Source organism: Alicyclobacillus tolerans, assembly GCF_048984885.1.
GTDB lineage: Bacteria > Bacillota > Bacilli > Alicyclobacillales > Alicyclobacillaceae > Alicyclobacillus_I > Alicyclobacillus_I tolerans.
The window spans coordinates 2,229,215-2,248,934 of the sequence record NZ_JBMGNK010000002.1; the positions used below are offsets into that span (position 1 = coordinate 2,229,215).

A 19,720-nucleotide genomic window follows, 5' to 3' on the forward strand; every position below is an offset into this window, starting at 1 on the left:
GACAAGTTCACCCTAAAACTGCCTACTGACTATAGGCAATCCGCTTTTTATGACAATCACAATGATAAACAAAAAAGTCCCTCAGACATCTTGAGTATCTGAGGAGACATTTTCTTACAGTCACTGACATGCTCATGGTTTATTCAAGAAAATCTTTCAAACGTTTGCTGCGGCTAGGATGGCGCAATTTACGCAACGCTTTAGCTTCAATTTGCCGAATACGCTCGCGCGTGACACCAAACACCTTACCAACTTCTTCCAAAGTGCGAGTACGCCCATCATCGAGACCAAAACGCAAGCGCAATACATTCTCCTCACGCTCTGTTAAGGTATCCAGCACATCTTCCAATTGCTCTTTTAATAACTCATATGCTGCTGCATCCGCAGGAGCAGGCGCTTCATCATCAGGAATAAAGTCTCCCAGATGGGAATCGTCCTCTTCACCTATCGGTGTCTCAAGCGAAACAGGTTCTTGGGCAATTTTTTGGATTTCTCGCACCTTTTCAGGTGTCATATCCATCTCTGCAGCTATTTCTTCAGCAGTTGGCTCACGACCAAGTTCTTGAAGCAGTTGGCGAGAAATGCGAATCAACTTGTTAATTGTTTCCACCATATGCACAGGTATGCGAATCGTTCTCGCTTGATCGGCAATAGCGCGCGTGATGGCTTGGCGAATCCACCAAGTGGCGTACGTACTAAATTTATAGCCCTTGCTGTAGTCAAATTTCTCCACAGCCTTAATCAAGCCCAAATTACCTTCTTGTATCAAATCCAAAAATAACATGCCACGTCCTACATAACGTTTGGCGATAGAAACTACCAAACGCAAATTAGCTTCTGCAAGACGTCTCTTGGCTTCTTCGTCTCCTTGCTCGATCCGTTTAGCTAATTCAATTTCTTCAGCAGCAGAGAGCAAAGGAACACGCCCAATTTCTTTCAAGTACATACGAACCGGATCGCTAATTTTAATCCCCGGTGGCATGGACAAATCATTCAAATCAAAAGATTCGTCCGCTTCTTCTTCTAATTCCGAACGATTGGGACCTTCATCGTCGTCTGATTCGTCTCCCAATTCACGAGCATCATCAGTCTGACGCTCATTCACCACTTCAATTCCATGTTCAGCCAGTTGATCAAAAAACTCATCCATGTCGTCTGCAGAGAGAGCAAATTCCGCCAGACGATTGCCAATTTCGTCATATGTCAACCAACCGCGTTTTTTCCCGACATCAACCAATGTTGCTTTTGTGGACTGCAACAGTTGGGTAGATTCTTCATCACGAAGTTTTCCTTCCGTTCCTTTCATCTCATCCTGGCCTCCTCGTCCCCGCCTTTCACAGCAACCGAAAAGCGGGTGGACTTTAGAGCCTCCATCTCACGCATAAGCGCATCGACCCGACTCTTTATCTCTAAAGCCAACGCCGAATTTCCAGCAAGTTGCGCCTGCACAACTTCAGCGATTGCTTCTTTATAAGAACGTTCCAGTATATGGCTTCGTATGGTGCGCAAATAATCCTCCAAGATACGTTTATCGAACGGTACCGAATTGTCTATCAATAGTGCAGAGGCCAACTTGCGCAAATCTTCTTCTTCCAATTCATCGACAAACGTCTCAATCGATGTCTCAGAAGTCAATCGCCAATGATAGAGAAGAGCTAACAAAGCTGTCTGTTCCGGAGTGGCAAGCTCATCTACAGCATGCGATTCTATTTCCGCAAACGCATCGTTATCCAACATCATCCACTGTAAAATTCGTTGTCCCGCCTCTATAAACCCTTTTTCCAGAGGTTTAACCTGCAGTGTCTCCTTATTCTCAATCCTACGATGTTGTCTATGCGTTTTTTTCTCGATAATGCGCATTTCTTCCTTTAGAGAATCCAAAGAAAAATTGAATTCCTGTGACAAATTTCGCAACTCTGCTTCTTTTTCGATGGGAGAAGCACGCGCTGCCAAAAGTTGCATTACATGGCGCATATATTGCTGCCTGCCAGCGGAAGAGAGCAAATCAGCAGTTGTACGCAATGAATGGGTAAGAAACTGCAATGGCGTTAAAGCATTAACCTGCAATTGGTGATGAAATGCCTTTGTGCCAAATTCACGAATGAATTCATCAGGGTCGCGTCCATCCGGCAATTGCACAATCCTTACTTCCAAACCTTCCGTCTCAAAAACTTCAACAGCTCTTTTGGCAGCACTGATACCAGCAGCATCACCGTCATAGACAACCGTTACCAAATGACAATCTCGCTTGAGCAATCTAGCTTGCTCTGGTGTCAAAGAAGTTCCCAGACTGGCGACTCCCGTATCAATTCCCGCTTGCCAAGCCGCCATGACATCCATATAGCCTTCAAATAAATAGGCATGACGCTTGCTACGGATTTGTTTTCGAACTTTCCCATGTTGAAATAACAAATGACCTTTGTGAAAAATCAGCGTTTCCGGTGTATTGAGATACTTGGGCTTTACACCAGGCTCAAGCGCACGACCGCCAAAACCAACAACTTGACCGCGAATATCAAAAATTGGAATCATGAGACGATGTCGAAAGCGATCGATCCATTCGCCTCCAACCCGCACAATCAAACCTGCTAACTCCAATTCTTCCGGGGAATATCCGCGCCTGCTGAGAAAGCGCATCAGCATATTGGCTTGATTTGGCGAATACCCAAGCTGGAATTCTACAGCCGTTGTTCTCTGAATCATTCGCTCATTCAAATACTTAAGGGCTTGCACTCCGGCATCTGAATTCATTAAAATATGGGTATAGTATTTAGCTGCTAATTCGTTAGCCTGTAGAAGGCGTTCTCTAATTTGGGTTTTTTGTTGGTTAATAGTTGGTTCAACAACAAAACCAGCAGGCAGACTCATGCCAGCGCGAGTTGCCAACACTTCAACTGCTTCCATAAACGACAGACCATCATGTTCCATGACAAAACGAATAACAGTCCCCCCGGCACCGCATCCGAAGCAATGAAACATTTGTCTATCGGGTGAAACAGAGAAAGAAGGTGTGCGTTCATTATGAAATGGACACAGACCAGTAAAAGAATGTCCTGTCTTACGCAGCTCTACATGCTCTGAGATGATGTCGACTATGTCTATTCGCTGCCGCAGTTCTTCAAGAAACTCGTTCGGCAACTTTTGCATCAACCATCACCCACTCCGCGGCGTGCCATTTTACCGAACGCTGCGCGAGTTTTGCGCGGCAATATACCACGATGTACTCATTTAAGACTATTCTACAAAGGACGATAATTTTCCTCCTTCGACATAAAAATCAACTTTGTCAGTTTTTGGCGAGTTCGACCGCTCGAAAACTTCCGCTGAACATGCTATTTTAGTACTCATCGTTTAGCATGGGCAGGAAATTTAACAACTATGCCCAACCTTAAAAATTTTTTTCAAAATTCTCTTGACAAAACCTTATACAAGTGTATTGAAAAGTCCTGTGAATTTATATCTAAATTCTATCTTGAGTTTCGCAGCAATCGCTTTTTAGCATTCTGCCCAAAGAGTTTGGTTTGCTTCTTGGATAAGTCCGATTCATCCTGCGCGAGTATACTTTCTTTGCTCATCTCATGGATTCCTTTTAACTTTGTTCTTCATCAAGTGTCCAATATACTTGTAAATTCCGATGAATTCGGAGCCAAAACAGCTTGATTTCAGGTGCAGCTTTAGATAAGTCGAAACGGGAGCCATGTCCAACATAAGGGGTCAATCCGCTCAGATTCCTCCCCCTTCGGAATCAGCAAAATTACAACAAAGAGCAAGGACAATCCATCATAATTGTCCCTGACGATGAACCAAATCCAAAACCAAAAGCGCCGTTTCTTCTACAGCTCGATCACTGACATCTATAATGGGACAACCCAGTCTCTTCATCACTTCGTCCGCATATTTCAATTCCAACTCAATTCTCTCTGGACTGGCATAACTTGCATCCGGTGTCAGGCCAAGTGCCTGTAATCGTGCTTGACGTATGCGATTCAATTCCTCTGGACGTATCGTCAAGCCTACAATACGCTGTGGATTTTCCAATCGAAACAATTCTTCCGGTGGTGCAATTTCCGGAACGAGCGGCACATTGGCAACACGCATTCGTTTATGTGCTAAATACATGCTCAACGGCGTTTTAGAAGTCCTTGAAACACCCACAATAATGATGTCAGCTTTTTCCAGACCGCGCGGATCTCGCCCATCGTCATACTTAACTGCAAACTCAATAGCATCCACACGACGAAAATAATCTGCATCCAATTGATGGACCAAACCCGCTTTTAGATGTGGTGCAAATCCATATACTTTTTCCAGCGCCTCAACCATAGGCCCCATAATGTCTACAACTTCAACACGGTACTGGGCTGCCTGTTCTCTCAACGCTGTACGCAATTCGGGCAAAATGAGCGTAAAAGCAATAATCGCTCCTTCTAATTCAGCTCGTCGGACAATTTCTTCTACAGAGCCCACACTATCAATATGCGCAAATCGCCTCAATTGAATATGAGCACCGTCAAATTGGCTAGCAGCCGCACGGACAACTGTCTCTGCCGTCTCTCCAACCGAATCTGAGACCAGATAGACAACCGGATTCTTGTCAGACATTAAGACTCCTCCTCCTCATCTACGCGACTTACCGCGAGAGCGCCAGAATGACGGTTCTGACGGGAGGACGGTTCTCCAAGTTCTACAAACGCTTTGGTAATTGTGGTTTTTGAAACTCTACCCACAACCTCTAACTGGTTAGCTTCCACAGTCCTGACAACAGGAAGCGAGTCAATCTCGTGATGAACCATCAAATGGGCTGCTTCATAAAGGGTCGCTTCTTGTGAAATGGTAACAACATGAGGTACTCGAGTCATCACCAAATGGATTGGAATTTTCTGCATTTCTCCACCATTAATGGCGACCTTCAGTAAATCCTTGCGAGAGACCACGCCTTGCAAAAGACCATCGCGAACAACTATTAAGGTTCCAACGTCCTCCATAAACATGGTAACAATTGCATCGTAGACCGTATTCTTATCACTAAGGACAACCGGAATCGACTTATAATCCTTGACCTGCAATGAGTGAAGCACCGTGACCAATTCGCTGTGTTCAGGCATCCCAGTGTATGTGTATCCAACTCTGGGCCGCGCCTGTAGATAGCCTGCCATGGTCAAGACAGACAAATCAGGCCGTAAAGTGGCCTTGGCCACAGAGAGTGCTTCGGCAATCTGGTCACCAGTAATAGGTCCACGTTCCTTCACCAAACGAACAATGGCAGACTGTCTCTTTGTCAATTCCAAGTCCATCACAACCCGTTCTTTTCTCGCCGTTTTGATTGACACACTACTTGATCAATGCAAGTATAACGAATTATTCACAAGTTTACAGACGAATCAGCAAACTGTCAGCAAAAAATTCAGTCACCAGAAGGCTTGTCCTCTTTCCTCAATGGAGAAGAATTAAAGCTAGAAGTTAATCTATCTAAATCACCCTCAGCTAGAGGCAGTAGAATTTCTTCAAGTATTTTGGCCGATCTCGGTCGAATTCCTGCAAATTCTGAAAGGTGATAACGGACAATGCGCCGCAAATTTTGCACAATAGGCGCGGATAGATACAAATGGCCCAGTCTTTGAATAGGGACCCACATTAGAGCGCGCAAAATTTTTAACTCTTTTTCAGACAAAGGTATAGCCCGCTCACCAGAATGTGGATTCCTGGAATTCCAACATCGCTGACAGAGAAATTGCCCCAATCGTTCTGCATACCCGTGAGTAGCATCAACCTTATCTTCATTTAAATAATCCCCACAAATCCCGCAATATTCCACATCAGGAGCGACGCCTGACCAGCGCAAGACCCGAGCTTCCAAAAGCATGGCAAGCATGCTTATATCCGATTCGTCTAAATTTTCCATCAGGTCATAAATGCGATCGAGCACCTGAAAAGGTTCTTTGTTGCCATTAGGGTATTCAGGAACAGAGAGACGAACGAGATCAGAAAAGTAGGCAGCATACGCTGCCTTTTCGACACTTACTTGTGGTCCCTTGGGAGACTCCAATAATTCTGCCTGCAAAATGGTGGCCATCCCCGAACCCAAACGCATTTGATAGATGGATTTTGACCCTAGATGCGTAGTAGCGCGAAGCTTGCTGTGAGGTTTTTTAGCGCCACGAGCTATTGCAGAAAGCGTGCCACTTTCGGAAAGCAATTGTAAAATAGCATGAGACTCCCCATAAGGTTGGCTGCGCAACACTCTTGCCGGCAATTGTAGTTGCACAATGAACCACCCTCTGCTTTCCAATGTGTTTTGAAATCAAGAGTTTTACTCTTCGGACTCTGAGCCTATTTCTTCAACCTGATCTTTGACATCCCGTATTTGCGTAAAATCCCTGTACAGCAAATAGGCGTCAATATCACCTGTCAACGTGAAGATTTGCCACGTAAAATCCCGCAACCGAACTCAACTCCTCTGATGAAATTGGGATGGTGTCGGAAACGTGACACGCTTCTGTTGTTAGGGTGTGGAGGACGGGTGTGGATATACTATGAATCCATTGGTAAACTGGTGAAGGCTGATAAACAATACTGTCCTCAATTACCACAGATTCTATATAAATGCCCATTTGTCGATCCCGATGGACATTCAAGAAAGATTCTCAAAACCAAATCTGCGCAAGACAGAATCATCATTACGCCAATCTTTTTTGACCTTGACCCACAATTCCAAATACATCTTGTTGCCAAGCAATCTTTCCAATTCAGCCCGGGCTAACTCCCCTACTTTTTTTAACATAGCCCCCTGTTTACCAATCAAAATACCTTTTTGGCTGTCCCGCTCAGTGTAAATGACTGCCTGAACATATAAAGTCCCTCTCGGACGCTGTTCCATTTGTTCTAAAACGACTGCGACTGAATGAGGGATTTCTTCACGAGTCAAATGGATTACTTTTTCTCGAATCATCTCCTCAATGAGGAAACTTTCTGGATGGTCGGTGACCATATGATCAGGATAGTACTTTGGACCTTCCGGCAAAACGAACATGATTTGCTCGGTCAGTACATTTAATTGAGTGCCACGTTTAGCCGACACAGGGATATGCTCGGCAAAAGGATAGAGCGACTGATATTGCTCAATTTTGCTTAAAATTTTGCCTTTTTCTTCGGCATCAATTTTATTTAATACCAAAAATACAGGTGTTGTTAAATCCTTCATACGCTGTAAAATCTGTCTATCCTGGTCGATTTGCGAACTGGTGATATCGGCTACAAAGAGCACAACATCGACTTCCCTAAGAGCTGCCAAGGCAGTCTCTACCATCGCTTCTCCAAGTCGATGTTTGGGTTTATGGATACCTGGAGTATCTATAAAAATCATTTGTCCACTATCCGTTGTCACTACACCGCGAATTTGATGGCGCGTTGTCTGGGGACGATTGGACATAATTGCTACTTTTCTGCCGACCAGTTGATTGAGTAAAGTCGACTTTCCGACATTCGGACGACCAACAATCGCCACAAATCCGGAACGAAAAGCAGGGTGCTCTTGAGCCATTTACATTACTCTCCTGTCCATACTTCATCGTTTTTTAGGTTTTGCTTGTCGGCGGCAAACCAAGTTATCCAACTCAGTACAGCAGTCAACAGCACAAGCCCGGTAGATAAAAAGCGCGGATGAAAAATAAGATTTAAACGCCATGGCCAATTCACAAAAGCTAAGGCAATAGCCAGCATTGCCGCCATAAAAGCAAAGACCAACACAGCACCAGCCGCTGCATCTTTCGCAGCTTTGGCCAGAGTATTCCATTGATGCTGTACCAGTAAGTCAACCACAGCCTCCAAAGAACAGTTGATCAATTCTAAAGCAAAAACTCCACCAGCCGCCATTAGCCCTAAAATGATTTGCCACCAAGTCGGCTGGATAAGTAAATCAAACACCAAAAGTAACTGAAAAATAAAAAAATGAATGCGCATATTGCGTTCTCTTCGTAAATTGCTAAGGATGCCCTGATAGGCCATCTCTAACGAATGTAAGAAAGATCGGTTTTTGAACTGTGTATGCGATGACATGGGCATTCGTATCATCTGGTCAGCTGGAGACTTTGCAAAATCTCTTCCTGCAGGCCAAACATCTCTTTTTCTTCTTCTTCTGAACCGTGATCAAAACCTAACAAATGCAAAAATCCGTGTACGAGCAAAAAACCAAACTCACGGCGTAACGAATGATTATAATCCTTTGCTTGTTGAATAGCCATGGGTAAAGAAACGACGATATCACCCAGTAAAATCGGTTCGTTAGGCAAACCACCGATATCCTCCCCCTCTAACTGAGGAAAAGATAGGACATCTGTTGGCCTGTCCACATTACGATACTGTAAATTTAACTGATGAATGGTCTTGTTGTCGACCAACAGTACCGAAACCTCGCCCGAACAATGCAAATGCTTGGCCGCAGCCATGAGTACAGTCTCCACATACTCTTCAATCGGCATTAACTCATCCGGAACGGCAACTTCTGCATCTAGAATGACCGATAGTGAATTCTCACTCATTTTCCCACTTCCTTACGCAATTTATCGATATCCGGATACTCAATTCGCGAATGATAGATCCCTTTCAGTGTTTTCATAAACGCCGAGACCATAACATCTAAATCCTGCAGGGTTAAGTCGCATTCATCCAATTGACCATCCTGTAAACGATCTTTGATTATTTTCCGAATAACGCCTTCTACGCGATTGGGAGTAGGACGCGCCATACTGCGCACAGCCGCTTCAATCGCATCACAAATCATAACAATTGCACATTCACGCGTTTTAGGTTTAGGTCCGGGATAGCGAAAATCGTCTACCCGTACTGTTCCGTTTTTATCCATCTCTTTAGCCTTATTATAAAAATACCAAAGAATCGTCGTTCCGTGGTGAGTTGCACAGATATCTTGAATTGGCTTCGGCAATCCTGCCCGCTGCAACATGACCAATCCATCCGTCACATGGGAAGTGATGATGAGATGGGAAAGGCTTGGCGCAATCTTTTCGTGTGGATTTTCTTTGGTCATCTGATTTTCTACAAAAAACATAGGCCGTCTCGTCTTGCCGACATCGTGATAATACGCACCAACGCGGCAAATAAGCGGATCGGCTCCTACCAATTCAGCTGCTGCTTCAGCCAAATTGCCGACAATGAGACTGTGATGATATGTGCCTGGCGCTTCCAATAACACTTTTCGCAAAAGGGGATGATTAGGATTTGATAGTTCCAACAAACGAATCGCTGTCAACAAACCGAACGTCGTTTCAAAAAACGGTAAAATCCCCATAACCAGTACTGCGCTTAAGACGCCATTTAAAAGCGCCAACCCCAAATGAACAGATAAATCATGGAAAGAAGCACCATTGTCCATTTGCATAAAATGAGTCGCCAATACACTTATCACATTCACACCAGAAACTAAAAATCCTGCACGCATAAACGTACTGCGGCTCGTCACACGGCCCACACTATAGGCTCCTACCAATGAACCGATAAAGCTGTACAGCACATATTCAAATTGAAATCCAAAAGCAGCCGCTACCAAAAAAGAAAAATAAAATGACGTGACCCCCGCTAATGAACCGTCCATCATAACCGATACCAGCATCGCACCGAGCGAGATCGGCATCAAAAAAGGAGCTGCTGAAGGACCGCTGTCCACGACAGACTTGGTTAAAGCTATCAGAATGGACACGAGAACAAAAACAATCAGTAAAACCAAAAGCATTAAATTATCCAGCCTGCGACGCGGATCTCGCCTTTCCACGTAAGCAGCAAGCAAACCCACAGAAAGGATAACGTAGAGAGCAAAACCAAATACAATGCCGTAATTAGGATGACCACTGTAAAGACCTACATCCATCAGTTCACTTTGGACACTGTTGGTGACTATACCATTTTTCGCTACAATGACATCGCCTTGATGAATCATTATATTGGCAACACTTTTGGCAGCTGCCTCACGCGCAGCTTCGGTAGCCTGCTTTTGATAAATCATGTTAGGTTTAAGCACACTGCTCACTACATTTTGCACGATCAAACGGGATACACGATTCAGGTCGTAATTGAGCATCTGCCGATCAACCAACAAACTGGCCTGCTGAAGCGAGTCAGAATAAAAAGGCACCCCGAGTAGTTCTTTGACAATGCGTTCCGAAACACTCTGCAAGATGCCTACATCTTGAGAGGACAATGTTGAAAGCGCCTGTAAAGTAGCCATCGACACCCCTTTAGGGGCAATAGATTGAAGCGACTCGATACGTTGAGCCTGACTGAGCGATTTATCTGTGGATTCAGAAATCGCTGCATTATATAGCTCGTCTATCTGTTGTAAAGCCTGTTCTAATACTGCAGGCGATTGTACATATTGTTTGGGCACGTGTGCCATAGCTTCTTGGCGCGCCTCTTCTGTTGCCTGAGTATTGACTGTGGTGATGGGAGAACGAATGGTGACCGGGCTCACCTGTCCCACAGCGAGATGATATTTAGGAGGCAGCACTGAAGAGAGAAGAATGGCGTACACCAAAATGACCATCAGCATATAAATGGCCAGGCGAATCCGTTTGGACGCTCGAAAATCTGGATTGTCCAATATACGTCGCAAAACCATATACCACTTGGACGTGGTCATGCACTCAATCTCCTTGTTACGCAAAGACTACTATAGTACATCTTGAAACAGTCAGTCATTATTGGCAAGACATTCTACACACCTTGCGTCTTCGTCAATAGATTGGCATGTGCATCATAGGCTTCAATAATCTTTTGAACCAAATGGTGACGCACAACGTCTGACGGACTAAAAAAGTGAAATGCAATGCCCTTGACCTCTGATAGAACACGAATGGCTTGAACCAAACCTGACTCTCGTCCTGCAGCTAAGTCAATCTGGGTAATATCCCCTGTAATCACCATTCGACTGCCAAAACCTAGTCGGGTCAAAAACATCTTCATTTGCTCTACAGTCGTATTCTGTGCTTCATCCAATATGACAAAGGAGTCGTCAAGCGTCCGACCTCGCATATACGCCAGAGGAGCTACCTCTATTAAACCTCGTTCCATAGCCCTTTGCACTTGTTCAAGTCCGTAGACATCATTTAATGCATCGTACAGAGGGCGAAGATACGGATCGACCTTTTCCTGCAAATCTCCAGGTAAAAATCCGAGTTTTTCGCCCGCCTCAACCGCTGGACGGGTGAGAATAATCCGTTTGACCTCACCTTTTTTTAATGCCATGACAGCCATAGCTACCGCGAGATAGGTTTTTCCCGTACCAGCCGGTCCTATGCCGAAGACAATTTCTTGCTGCTTCATATATTCAACATAACGCCGTTGTCCGAGCGTCTTCACACGTACCGGTTTCCCTTTATGAGTGACCGCTACTTCAGTCGTGTAAATGGGAATCAATTCTTCCAATTCATCCTGTAACGCGAGTTCAATAGCATACCGATAATCAGCGTCCGTCAAGTGAACTCCTAAATGTGAAAGTTGAGTTAACGTACGCATCAGGGCAATCATGCGTTCTGTTTCCTCTGATGTGCCGCTAAAGGTTATATCCGTACCACGCGTAGTCACTCGTGCCTTGAACGCTTGCGCCATAAGTTCCAATAATAAATCATTAGGTCCGAGCACAATAACAGCTTCTTCATTGTTCGCAAATGTCCATTTGCGTATGGACGTCTCTGAGGTCAATCGATGAGCCACTCCCTCAATTTGCTTTATGTATGACTCGAAGTTGACGGTGAAGAACCATTCTCTCCTGACGTTACTGGCGGTATAGGAGCCGGAACGCCGACGTTTTCCTCAGTTCTTGTAAGAATGGTCTCATATAGAGTACCACGCTCGACTCTTCGGTGTAAAACGGTCTGACCAAGAATATGCCCTTCTTCTCCAATTTGTGTGGCGACGTCCGATCGCGCTAACTGTAATGCTTCAGCTTCTGCTTTCTGCTGTGATTTAAGGAGAAGGCTAGGAGAGACTTCATAACGACGTACCGTTTCCCATTGAATCGGCAAAACATATTGACCCAAGCGCCAATCTGTCTGACTCGGCACATCGAGCACATGATGATAGTCTGGCTCTCTAAATCCCCATACACGCAGCAAAAACTGACCGGACCGTAAATAGTAGCGAGTAACATATTCTCCTGTCAGACGGCCCTGAGACACTTTAAGAGGTACTTGAACGATTGAGGTGTACCAAACTTCACCCAGAACATCTCCAGATGCGGATACTTGCGCAGCTCCATCGGCCAGGGTTCCGCTGATGGCCACTTGGCCTGGCATAACAGTCTGTCCATCCCTCACCATCGTTAGCCCGCGTGTGGCGTATACATGAAGAATGACGGCCGGTTTACTAATCACAATATTCACAGGTGTCTGATTCAGTGCCTTTGGGGCTTCAATTTTAGGAATGACCTGTATTTTAGCCACAGAACCTTCCATTCGCACTCCAACCCACACTACATCTTTAGACTGTTGGCGAATCTCTTCCTGTAATTGCAGAAGTGGCGGCAAATGATGCTGAAATGCGCCTACATACAGCCCAGAATCTTGGGCAGCCTCTTGGACCGATTCATAGATAGCTTCATTCGGAGCCTGAATGTCTACACGCCAAACCATTTGTGACAATCCATAGAGCAAGCAGACAAAGAGAATTGCTCCACCAGCAAATACGCGTCTTTGCCAAAGACGGCGCAGTATGAAAATTCCCCCACGACGTTCAAGGACTCGAAATTTCACTTGTGTTCGTCTGCAAAATGTATATAAAAGACCAATCTCCCGAACGTCCAGATGTAGACGTAACGTATGGGTAGAAAATTGAATAGAACGAACTTTCACACCTGCACGATGGAGAAGCGTCAAGACTTCTTGACGACGTTCGCCTCGCAACTCCAGGATGACACTTCCTGCTGGGAACCATTTTAGCCATGGCTTCTTCATCTTGCTTTGCCACCTTTGATATACTTCATTTCCTGAACATCGCCTCGAATATGAATCTCGCTGGCTGTAAGCAAAATCACTTCGAAATCGTTGCCTATAATCTTAAGTTGGTAATCTCCCACATCACACCATACCTCGTTGGCTGACACATGAAGGAGCGACTCTAGGCGTTCAATGACAATCTCAGAGGCGTTGATGCACGTCACTCTACTTGCGTCGAGTAGAACGTCTTGTGGTAAAGACAGCCATTCCGTTGCAGCACCCTTCATTTTTTGCGTCCAACGCGACAACCGTACCACCCTTTCTCGGCAACGCTATTCTTTAAAGTATGTCCGAGTCCACTTAACTATCACTTTTTGAATATCAGAGAGACGAGAGAAAATAGAAATTCTTGCCCTTGTGTTTATTGTGGTACAGACAAAACAAAAACCCGGATAGACACATCCGGGTTTAAAATAGAGAGATTTCTTTTTATGGTATTTCTTCAAATTTCAGGCGCTGATGAATATCTGCGTCTTGAGAAGCTTAGGCTTCTTTGCCACTAAGCAATTCTGCGACAACGCTCTGCACCAGTTTCCCATCCGCCTGACCACGCAACCTGGACATCAATGGCCCCATCACTTTACCCGTGTCCGCTTTCCCAGTGGCACCAACTTCGTTCATCACTTGGGTTGCTATCTCACGAATCTCAGCTTCTGAAAGCTGTTTAGGTAAATACTCAGTCAGAATAGCAATTTCAGCTTCGGCTTCAGCGACTAAATCGCTTCGACCAGCTGATTCAAAAGCTTGGAGGGAGTCCTTACGCTGCTTTAATTCACGTGAAATAACTGCCTGGACTTCACTTTCCTCAAGCGTTTTGCCCAGCTCAATTTCACGATTTTTGACAGCAGAGCGAATCATTCGGATGACGGACAGGCGCACCTTGTCCTTGTCTTTCATCGCCTGTTTCATATCTTCTGCTAGACGAGCCGACAAGTCCATGGAACGTCTTCACTTCCTCAATAAGATTTGCGACGATTCTTACGAGCGGCTTCAGACTTCTTTTTGCGGGCCACACTCGGCTTTTCATAGTGCTTCCGCTTGCGGATTTCCGCCAAGACACCGTCCCGGGCCGTCGCCTTTTTAAAGCGACGAAGCGCGCTGTCCAACGATTCGTTTTTACGAACCTTTACTTCGGACATCTTTCTCCCTCCCTCCGGCACGAAGCAATGACGTATCAGGCGTATTATAGTATAGCGCTTTTTTGAGTGTCAAACACGAATTCAATACATGACAGTTTATCTGCCAGCATAATTCTCTTAGAGAACGTTTTGTCCACCCTGATACCGATACCAAAAATAGGTCTCTTCGGCAACTGCAACTCGTGCGGTACAAGCCCATCGACCTAAAAAGCGAGGTGGCTCCATCAGAAATGATCTCTCATCTCTTGCTGGCCTTTTTTTCTCTTAGCGCCTTTCTCTCCGGCCTTTGGGCTTTGCGATATGGATTGCGCCAATTAGCAAGTAAACGTGTTGAAGATCTATTAGAAAAGCTCGTCCGCACCCCTACACGTGGTATTTTTACAGGAACTATAGTCACTGCTCTCATGCAAAGCAGCGCGGCTGTCACAGCCATCGCCGTGGGATTAGTTTCCAGTGGAAGCTTAACCTTTCGCTCAGCGCTTGGTATCGTGCTTGGCGCCAACGTCGGATCGACAGTAACACCACAAATGATGCAGTTAAACCTGCGCTGGTTGGTCTACCCTACTCTCGTGGTTGGACTGCTTGGTTTACTCTCGCGTGAGCGCAAATGGCGATTCTCGGCTCTAGCCGCCGTTGGTTTTTCAGCCGTCTATCTTGGTCTGGAAACGTTGGAAAACGCACTAGCACCCCTCAGTAAAAGCCCATATTTTGCCGAACTTTTACGTAACAGCACTTTCCATCTTGAAGGTGCTATTCTTTGCGGCATACTGGCCAGCACATTACTTCAATCCAGTACAGCTACAACCCTAGTCACCATGGCGTTGGTCCACGATTCCAGCATATCACTTACATCAGCCATCGCTATTGTTCTAGGCGCCAATATTGGTACTTGTCTCACATCGGTCATAGCCTCGATTGGGCAGTCACGAGCTGCTGTGCAGGTTGCGCTGTTTCACGTTTTGCTCAACATATTTGGCGTATTGGCAATTTGGCCTTGGATTCATCCCTTCAGCCGTTGGCTTGTGCGTTTAGATCATCATCCGGAACAAGTGGTAGCAAATGCCCATACCCTGTTTAATGTCTTCAGCACCCTGTTGGTTTGGCCATTCACACGTACTTACGCCCGTTTCATTGAACGATTATTGCCGAACCAAATGAACTCCTGAAGAAGTGCCAATCCGTTCGACACCTAAACTGAGCATCATACTGGCTACCTCCATGGTACGCACGCCTCCCGACGCTTTTACGTGCGCTCCTGCTGGCGACGCTAACGCTTGCATGATATAGACATCAAGACCATGAGCGCCTGCTGTATGAAATCCGGTAGATGTTTTAATATAATCAACCCCAGCCGCAAGTGCCGCAATAGAAGCTTTCATAACGCGATCGACCGTCAGAGCGCTCGTCTCCAAAATGGCCTTGACCATCGCCTGCGGTGCTAAACGATTCACCGTCTCGACAACGGCAGAGACAGAAGTCATCACTGCTTGCACATCATCTTCTACCATAGCCCCAAACGGAATAACTACATCCAATTCCTCCGCTCCAGAAGCTAAAGCAAGTGACGTTTCAAATACCAGTTGCTCGGGAGTCACAGCACCATGAGGGAATCCAAGCACTGTGCAAACAGATACGGTCGATCCGGCTAGAGCTTCGACTGCATCGCGAACGTAGCGGGGCTGAACACAAACAGCTGCAAACTGATGCTCTTTGGCCTCTTCACAAAGGGTGAGTACATCAAGCAGCCCAGCGTCTGGACGAAGCAACGTGTGATCTATCATCGTGTTTAACGCATCGCGTGAAACGGTGGGATAAGGTAAAGATTGTAGAACATGGTGAACTTTAGCCAGCGCATCCTGAGGTGTCTCAGTGCTCACCGATTGACGGACACGCTGAAGATAAGCAGACATGATGGCAGGATGAGTCGCAGAAATTTCTTCTACAACAGAATCAAGCAACGAAATCACAAGCGGCCGCACTTTATGGACGCGCAACTGCGTGTCTGGCTCGGTGTCGTCCCATGTCTGACGAAGCATTTGCCCTCCATCCAGAAACACTTTAGCCTTGTCAAAGATCCAATGCCAATTCATGTAACCTTTTTCTGCGTGAAGTTGCTTCGCGTCTTCCCATGGCAAATAATAGGCGGATTGAATCTCCTCTGCCTGATGCCTCGGTTCCTGAAGCGCATCATCCGCTTCCAAAAGAAACATTCGCACTTCTTTATGGATAGTCATTCCATGACGCATCACTGGATATTCTACACGGCCAAGGCTAGCTACTAGTCTGGAGCGAATCCCCGTCTCTTCCTCAATCTCTCTAACCGCAGCCGCCTCCCAGGATTCCCCCGGTTCCAAATGCCCCTTAGGTAAAGCAACGTGCCCATAGGCGTCGTCAATCAGCAATACCTCGCGTTCACCGTTCTTTCTGCGAATCACCAGCCCACCAGCAGCCCGCTCAATTGGTTGAAGACGCTTCACGCGGAACAGCTCCCTTCTTCATCGCTATCCAAGGCCGCAAAAGTCACCTGCGCCTCAAATTGTCCCATTTGGATGTCCGATCTCGCTTCACTAAGCCGCACGCGACAAACCTCACCGATGAGCGATTCCGTTCGAATACCCTCTGGAACAGTAAAGGCCATACGCAAATAATTCGCTGCATGACCCACCAGCATAGGACCGTCTTCCTTGCGCGTTAATTCCTTCTCATTCAAACCGCTTTCCAACCACGGTTCTTCGGGAATGACTTCGAAGGAGTCACCTAACAAACCCTGCGCGTATTTCTGTGTAAGCTCCCGTGAAAGCTGAATTAAACGCTGCACTCTCTCTTCTTTCACATCTTCATTAACCTGCTGCGCAAATTTTGCTGCAGGTGTGCCTTTGCGCTGCGAATAAGGAAAAACATGTATCTGGGCGAACGACTGGTGCGTTAAAAAGTCGACGGTTTCTTGAAATTCTTCATCGGTTTCACCCGGAAAACCAACAATAATGTCCGTCGTAACAGCCAAGTCGGGAAGTGCTGTGCGTAAATGACCAAGTTTCTCCAAATACTCCGCCATACGGTAGTGGCGATTCATGCGCTTCAATACTGTGTCACTTGCTGACTGTAGAGGGATATGCAAATGGTTGCAGATTTTTTTCGACGATTGTAAAACTTCAATCAAAGCATCATCAATCTCGCTGGCCTCAATGGAAGAAATACGCAGGCGATAAAGATCCTCTTCACATTCCAAATCCCGCAACAAGTCCGCTAAACGATAGTTGTCCAAATCTTCTCCATAGCCGCCTGTATGAATGCCCGTCAACACAATTTCTCGATACCCCGCACGAGCCAGTTTACGCGCTTGAGCCAGAACCGATTCTGGCTGACGGCTGCGAATGAGCCCACGAGCATGCGGAATGATACAAAATGTGCAGAAGTGATTACAGCCATCCTGGATCTTTAAATTGGCGCGAGTTCGATCGTGGAAAAAAGGTACATCCATTTCTTCAAACTCTTTAGATTTCAAAATATTGCCAACATCAATCAGCGGCTGATCTCCTGCGCGAACTTGTTCAACGAGATCAACAATAGACATTTTGCGGTCATTACCTACAACTAAATCCACACCGTGAATTTGCGCAATTTCCTTCGCCGCCATCTGTGCATAACAGCCTGTCACAACCACAAGAGCATCTGGATTGGTGCGCACCGCTCGGCGAATGGCTTGACGAGACTTGCGATCCCCCAGATGAGTCACTGTGCAAGTGTTGATCACATACACATCTGCTGGTTCCGTAAACGGAACTTGTTGATAACCTGCTTGTTGAAAACGATGCCAAATTCCTTCTGTATCATAAAAGTTCACTTTGCACCCGAGGGTATGGAACGCAACCGTTGTCACAAATTTCCCTCCAAGTCACCTGAAAGTTGCAGGACTATACTCGCAGCTACCAGTCCAGCAGTTTCCGTGCGAAGTTGTCTCGGTCCTAACTGCACACCAATGGCACCGAGTTGATGGTAAAACCATTGCCGTTCAGCGTCAGAAAATCCACCTTCCGGGCCAATAAACAAGACAAAATGACGTTTGCCAGATTTCAGTTCATGCTCCACTGCCTTTCCCAAGCTGTTTCCCTGTGGCAACTCGTCACACACTAAGCATGTCGCCTCTGCCCGATCCGGCAACTGTTGCTCCAGTTCATTGCGCGAGCAGGCAACTGTTACTAGTGGCTGGATGTCTCTTTGCGACTGAGCAGCCGCTTCATTGACTATTTTTTGCCATCTGTCCCTTTTTTCTTGCCTTTTCTTCGTCAGTTGTATCACAGAACGCTCTGTTTGATAAGCTATGAAGTGACTGACACCCAGTTCTGTCATGTGCTGAAAAATATCATCCATTTTTTCGCCTTTGGCCGCACCTTGTACTAAAGTCAAACGTATGTGCGGCTCATGGCCAGGATAACGGGAGATTGGACGCAGCGTCAATCGCAACGGCGACTGTTGCGCCTCGTCAATTTCGCACAACCACGGCTCCCCTTGGACAACCGCAACTAAACGCTCGCCATTTCGCACACGAAGAACACGCACAAAATGATGAGCTTGAGCCTCATCTACCATCCAAACTTGTCCCATTTTCAATTCTTGTTCAGGCATAAAAATACGCGGCATCACGTGTAAGAAGCCTCCAGCAGTATCCAATCATTTTTTTGATAGCGATGGATAGTTTGAAAACCACTTTGAAGAAGCGCTTCTTCGACTTGTGGAGCATGCTGTTCGACGAATCCCGAGACAAGCAGCAAACCGCCTGGCATCAATCTTGAACGCGCTTCAGGTATCAGTTCAATGACAATATCACGCAAAATGTTGGCCACAATGACATCATAGCGGACTTCTTTTGAAAAACCCTTTAGTAAATCGCCTTGCGAAACCTCTACATGAACTTCGTTCAATCGCACGTTTTCCTTGGCTACAGAGACTGCCACCGGATCGACATCCAGAGCTTGAACTTCTTTCGCGCCAAGCTTCGCAGCTGTAATCGCCAATATCGCTGTACCGCACCCTACATCAAGCACTCGCTTGTCCGCAAGTGTAATTCGCTCCAGAGCTTCCATAGCAAGCTGAGTGGTTTCATGTGTGCCTGTTCCAAACGCCATTCCCGGTTCAAGGCGAACAGAGACACGTTGTGTATCTACATGTTGATCCCAATTCGGAATAACGAGCAGACGACGCCCAACCGGTACAGGAACATATTCATGCTTCCACCCGTCGGCCCACTCTTCTTCATCTACCAACGACCATTCACTCAACACATTTCTTTCTTCAGAAAGAATCTGAAAAACTGAACGCTCAACATCTGCAACAAGCGCAGCAATATCTGCTTCTTTATAAGTTTCCGGAAAATAAACACGAACCACCTGTTGATCGGTTTCCAACAGTGATTCATCAAACCATTCACCAAACTCCGGATGGGGCGGTTCGTCTTCCGTTCGACCTTCTACCGCCACACCTTGAACATCCTGCATCTCTAACCAGAGAGCACTGATGACATCCGCCTGGTTGCGCGAGACAGTTTGCTTGATTTCCCACCATTTCAATTTTTATCCCTCG

The 19,720-nt window shown here is 46.1% G+C and carries 20 protein-coding genes; 1 reads left to right on the top strand and 19 read right to left on the bottom strand.

Annotated features, from left to right (window positions below):
• Window positions 1-139 precede the first annotated feature (139 nt).
• From rpoD to rpsU, 15 genes are all read right to left on the bottom strand, one after another.
• Complete coding sequence (gene rpoD / locus ACOJUR_RS11295) at window positions 140-1,306, bottom strand: RNA polymerase sigma factor RpoD (protein WP_072872579.1); 1,167 nt, start codon at window positions 1,304-1,306, stop codon at window positions 140-142.
• A complete protein-coding gene (gene dnaG / locus ACOJUR_RS11300) occupies window positions 1,303-3,147 on the bottom strand; it encodes a DNA primase (protein ID WP_203115360.1) in 1,845 nt (614 codons plus the stop codon). The genes rpoD and dnaG overlap by 4 nt, the downstream gene beginning before the upstream one ends.
• Before the next feature lie 633 nt (window positions 3,148-3,780).
• Window positions 3,781-4,602, bottom strand: coding sequence for a pyruvate, water dikinase regulatory protein (locus ACOJUR_RS11305; RefSeq protein ID WP_420950037.1), 822 nt, complete (start codon window positions 4,600-4,602; stop codon window positions 3,781-3,783).
• A complete protein-coding gene (ccpN, locus tag ACOJUR_RS11310) occupies window positions 4,602-5,294 on the bottom strand; it encodes a transcriptional regulator CcpN (protein WP_278247820.1) in 693 nt (230 codons plus the stop codon). Before ccpN ends, ACOJUR_RS11305 begins: the two co-directional genes overlap by 1 nt.
• Window positions 5,295-5,404: 110 nt before the next feature.
• Window positions 5,405-6,265 (bottom strand): DNA repair protein RecO, encoded by an 861-nt coding sequence (recO, locus tag ACOJUR_RS11315; protein WP_420950038.1) that lies wholly within the window; start codon window positions 6,263-6,265, stop codon window positions 5,405-5,407.
• Between the two features lie 45 nt (window positions 6,266-6,310).
• A complete protein-coding gene (locus ACOJUR_RS11320) occupies window positions 6,311-6,442 on the bottom strand; it encodes a YqzL family protein (RefSeq protein WP_072872585.1) in 132 nt (43 codons plus the stop codon).
• A 189-nt stretch (window positions 6,443-6,631) separates the two neighbouring features.
• Window positions 6,632-7,540 carry a GTPase Era gene (gene era / locus ACOJUR_RS11325; protein WP_072872586.1) on the bottom strand — a complete coding sequence of 303 codons (909 nt, stop codon included), beginning with the start codon at window positions 7,538-7,540 and terminating at the stop codon, window positions 6,632-6,634.
• A 5-nt stretch (window positions 7,541-7,545) separates the two neighbouring features.
• Window positions 7,546-8,070 carry a diacylglycerol kinase family protein gene (locus tag ACOJUR_RS11330; RefSeq protein ID WP_420950039.1) on the bottom strand — a complete coding sequence of 175 codons (525 nt, stop codon included), beginning with the start codon at window positions 8,068-8,070 and terminating at the stop codon, window positions 7,546-7,548.
• Window positions 8,067-8,537 carry an rRNA maturation RNase YbeY gene (gene ybeY, locus ACOJUR_RS11335; RefSeq protein ID WP_420950040.1) on the bottom strand — a complete coding sequence of 157 codons (471 nt, stop codon included), beginning with the start codon at window positions 8,535-8,537 and terminating at the stop codon, window positions 8,067-8,069. Before ybeY ends, ACOJUR_RS11330 begins: the two co-directional genes overlap by 4 nt.
• Window positions 8,534-10,648, bottom strand: coding sequence for an HD family phosphohydrolase (locus ACOJUR_RS11340; RefSeq protein WP_203115357.1), 2,115 nt, complete (start codon window positions 10,646-10,648; stop codon window positions 8,534-8,536). Before ACOJUR_RS11340 ends, ybeY begins: the two co-directional genes overlap by 4 nt.
• 74 nt (window positions 10,649-10,722) lie before the next feature.
• Window positions 10,723-11,709, bottom strand: a complete 987-nt coding sequence (locus ACOJUR_RS11345; RefSeq protein WP_238413675.1) for a PhoH family protein — start codon at window positions 11,707-11,709, stop codon at window positions 10,723-10,725.
• 26 nt (window positions 11,710-11,735) lie between these two features.
• Window positions 11,736-12,959, bottom strand: coding sequence for a sporulation protein YqfD (locus tag ACOJUR_RS11350; RefSeq protein ID WP_203115356.1), 1,224 nt, complete (start codon window positions 12,957-12,959; stop codon window positions 11,736-11,738).
• Window positions 12,956-13,249, bottom strand: a complete 294-nt coding sequence (locus tag ACOJUR_RS11355; RefSeq protein ID WP_072872591.1) for a YabP/YqfC family sporulation protein — start codon at window positions 13,247-13,249, stop codon at window positions 12,956-12,958. The genes ACOJUR_RS11350 and ACOJUR_RS11355 overlap by 4 nt, the downstream gene beginning before the upstream one ends.
• 235 nt (window positions 13,250-13,484) lie before the next feature.
• Window positions 13,485-13,940: a GatB/YqeY domain-containing protein gene (locus ACOJUR_RS11360; RefSeq protein ID WP_072872592.1), complete on the bottom strand. Its 456-nt coding sequence runs from the start codon at window positions 13,938-13,940 to the stop codon at window positions 13,485-13,487.
• Between the two features lie 17 nt (window positions 13,941-13,957).
• Entirely contained in the window at window positions 13,958-14,140 is a 183-nt protein-coding gene (rpsU, locus tag ACOJUR_RS11365) for a 30S ribosomal protein S21 (protein ID WP_072872593.1), read from the bottom strand.
• A gap of 230 nt (window positions 14,141-14,370) precedes the next feature.
• Between rpsU and ACOJUR_RS11370 the strand changes: the two genes are divergently transcribed.
• The gene (locus ACOJUR_RS11370) at window positions 14,371-15,306 is read left to right on the top strand and encodes a Na/Pi cotransporter family protein (RefSeq protein WP_072872594.1); all 936 of its coding nucleotides are present in this window, start codon (window positions 14,371-14,373) and stop codon (window positions 15,304-15,306) included.
• Here ACOJUR_RS11370 and deoC read toward each other — a convergent pair.
• From deoC to prmA, 4 genes are read right to left on the bottom strand one after another with little or no spacing between them, the layout of a single operon-like run.
• The gene (gene deoC, locus ACOJUR_RS11375; protein WP_420950041.1) at window positions 15,280-16,617 is read right to left on the bottom strand and encodes a deoxyribose-phosphate aldolase; all 1,338 of its coding nucleotides are present in this window, start codon (window positions 16,615-16,617) and stop codon (window positions 15,280-15,282) included. The genes ACOJUR_RS11370 and deoC overlap by 27 nt on opposite strands.
• Window positions 16,614-18,020 (bottom strand): tRNA (N(6)-L-threonylcarbamoyladenosine(37)-C(2))-methylthiotransferase MtaB, encoded by a 1,407-nt coding sequence (gene mtaB / locus ACOJUR_RS11380; RefSeq protein WP_420950042.1) that lies wholly within the window; start codon window positions 18,018-18,020, stop codon window positions 16,614-16,616. The genes deoC and mtaB overlap by 4 nt, the downstream gene beginning before the upstream one ends.
• Entirely contained in the window at window positions 18,017-18,781 is a 765-nt protein-coding gene (locus ACOJUR_RS11385; protein ID WP_238413726.1) for an RsmE family RNA methyltransferase, read from the bottom strand. Before ACOJUR_RS11385 ends, mtaB begins: the two co-directional genes overlap by 4 nt.
• Window positions 18,781-19,707 (bottom strand): 50S ribosomal protein L11 methyltransferase, encoded by a 927-nt coding sequence (gene prmA, locus ACOJUR_RS11390; RefSeq protein WP_203115355.1) that lies wholly within the window; start codon window positions 19,705-19,707, stop codon window positions 18,781-18,783. The genes ACOJUR_RS11385 and prmA overlap by 1 nt, the downstream gene beginning before the upstream one ends.
• Window positions 19,708-19,720: the final 13 nt, after the last annotated feature.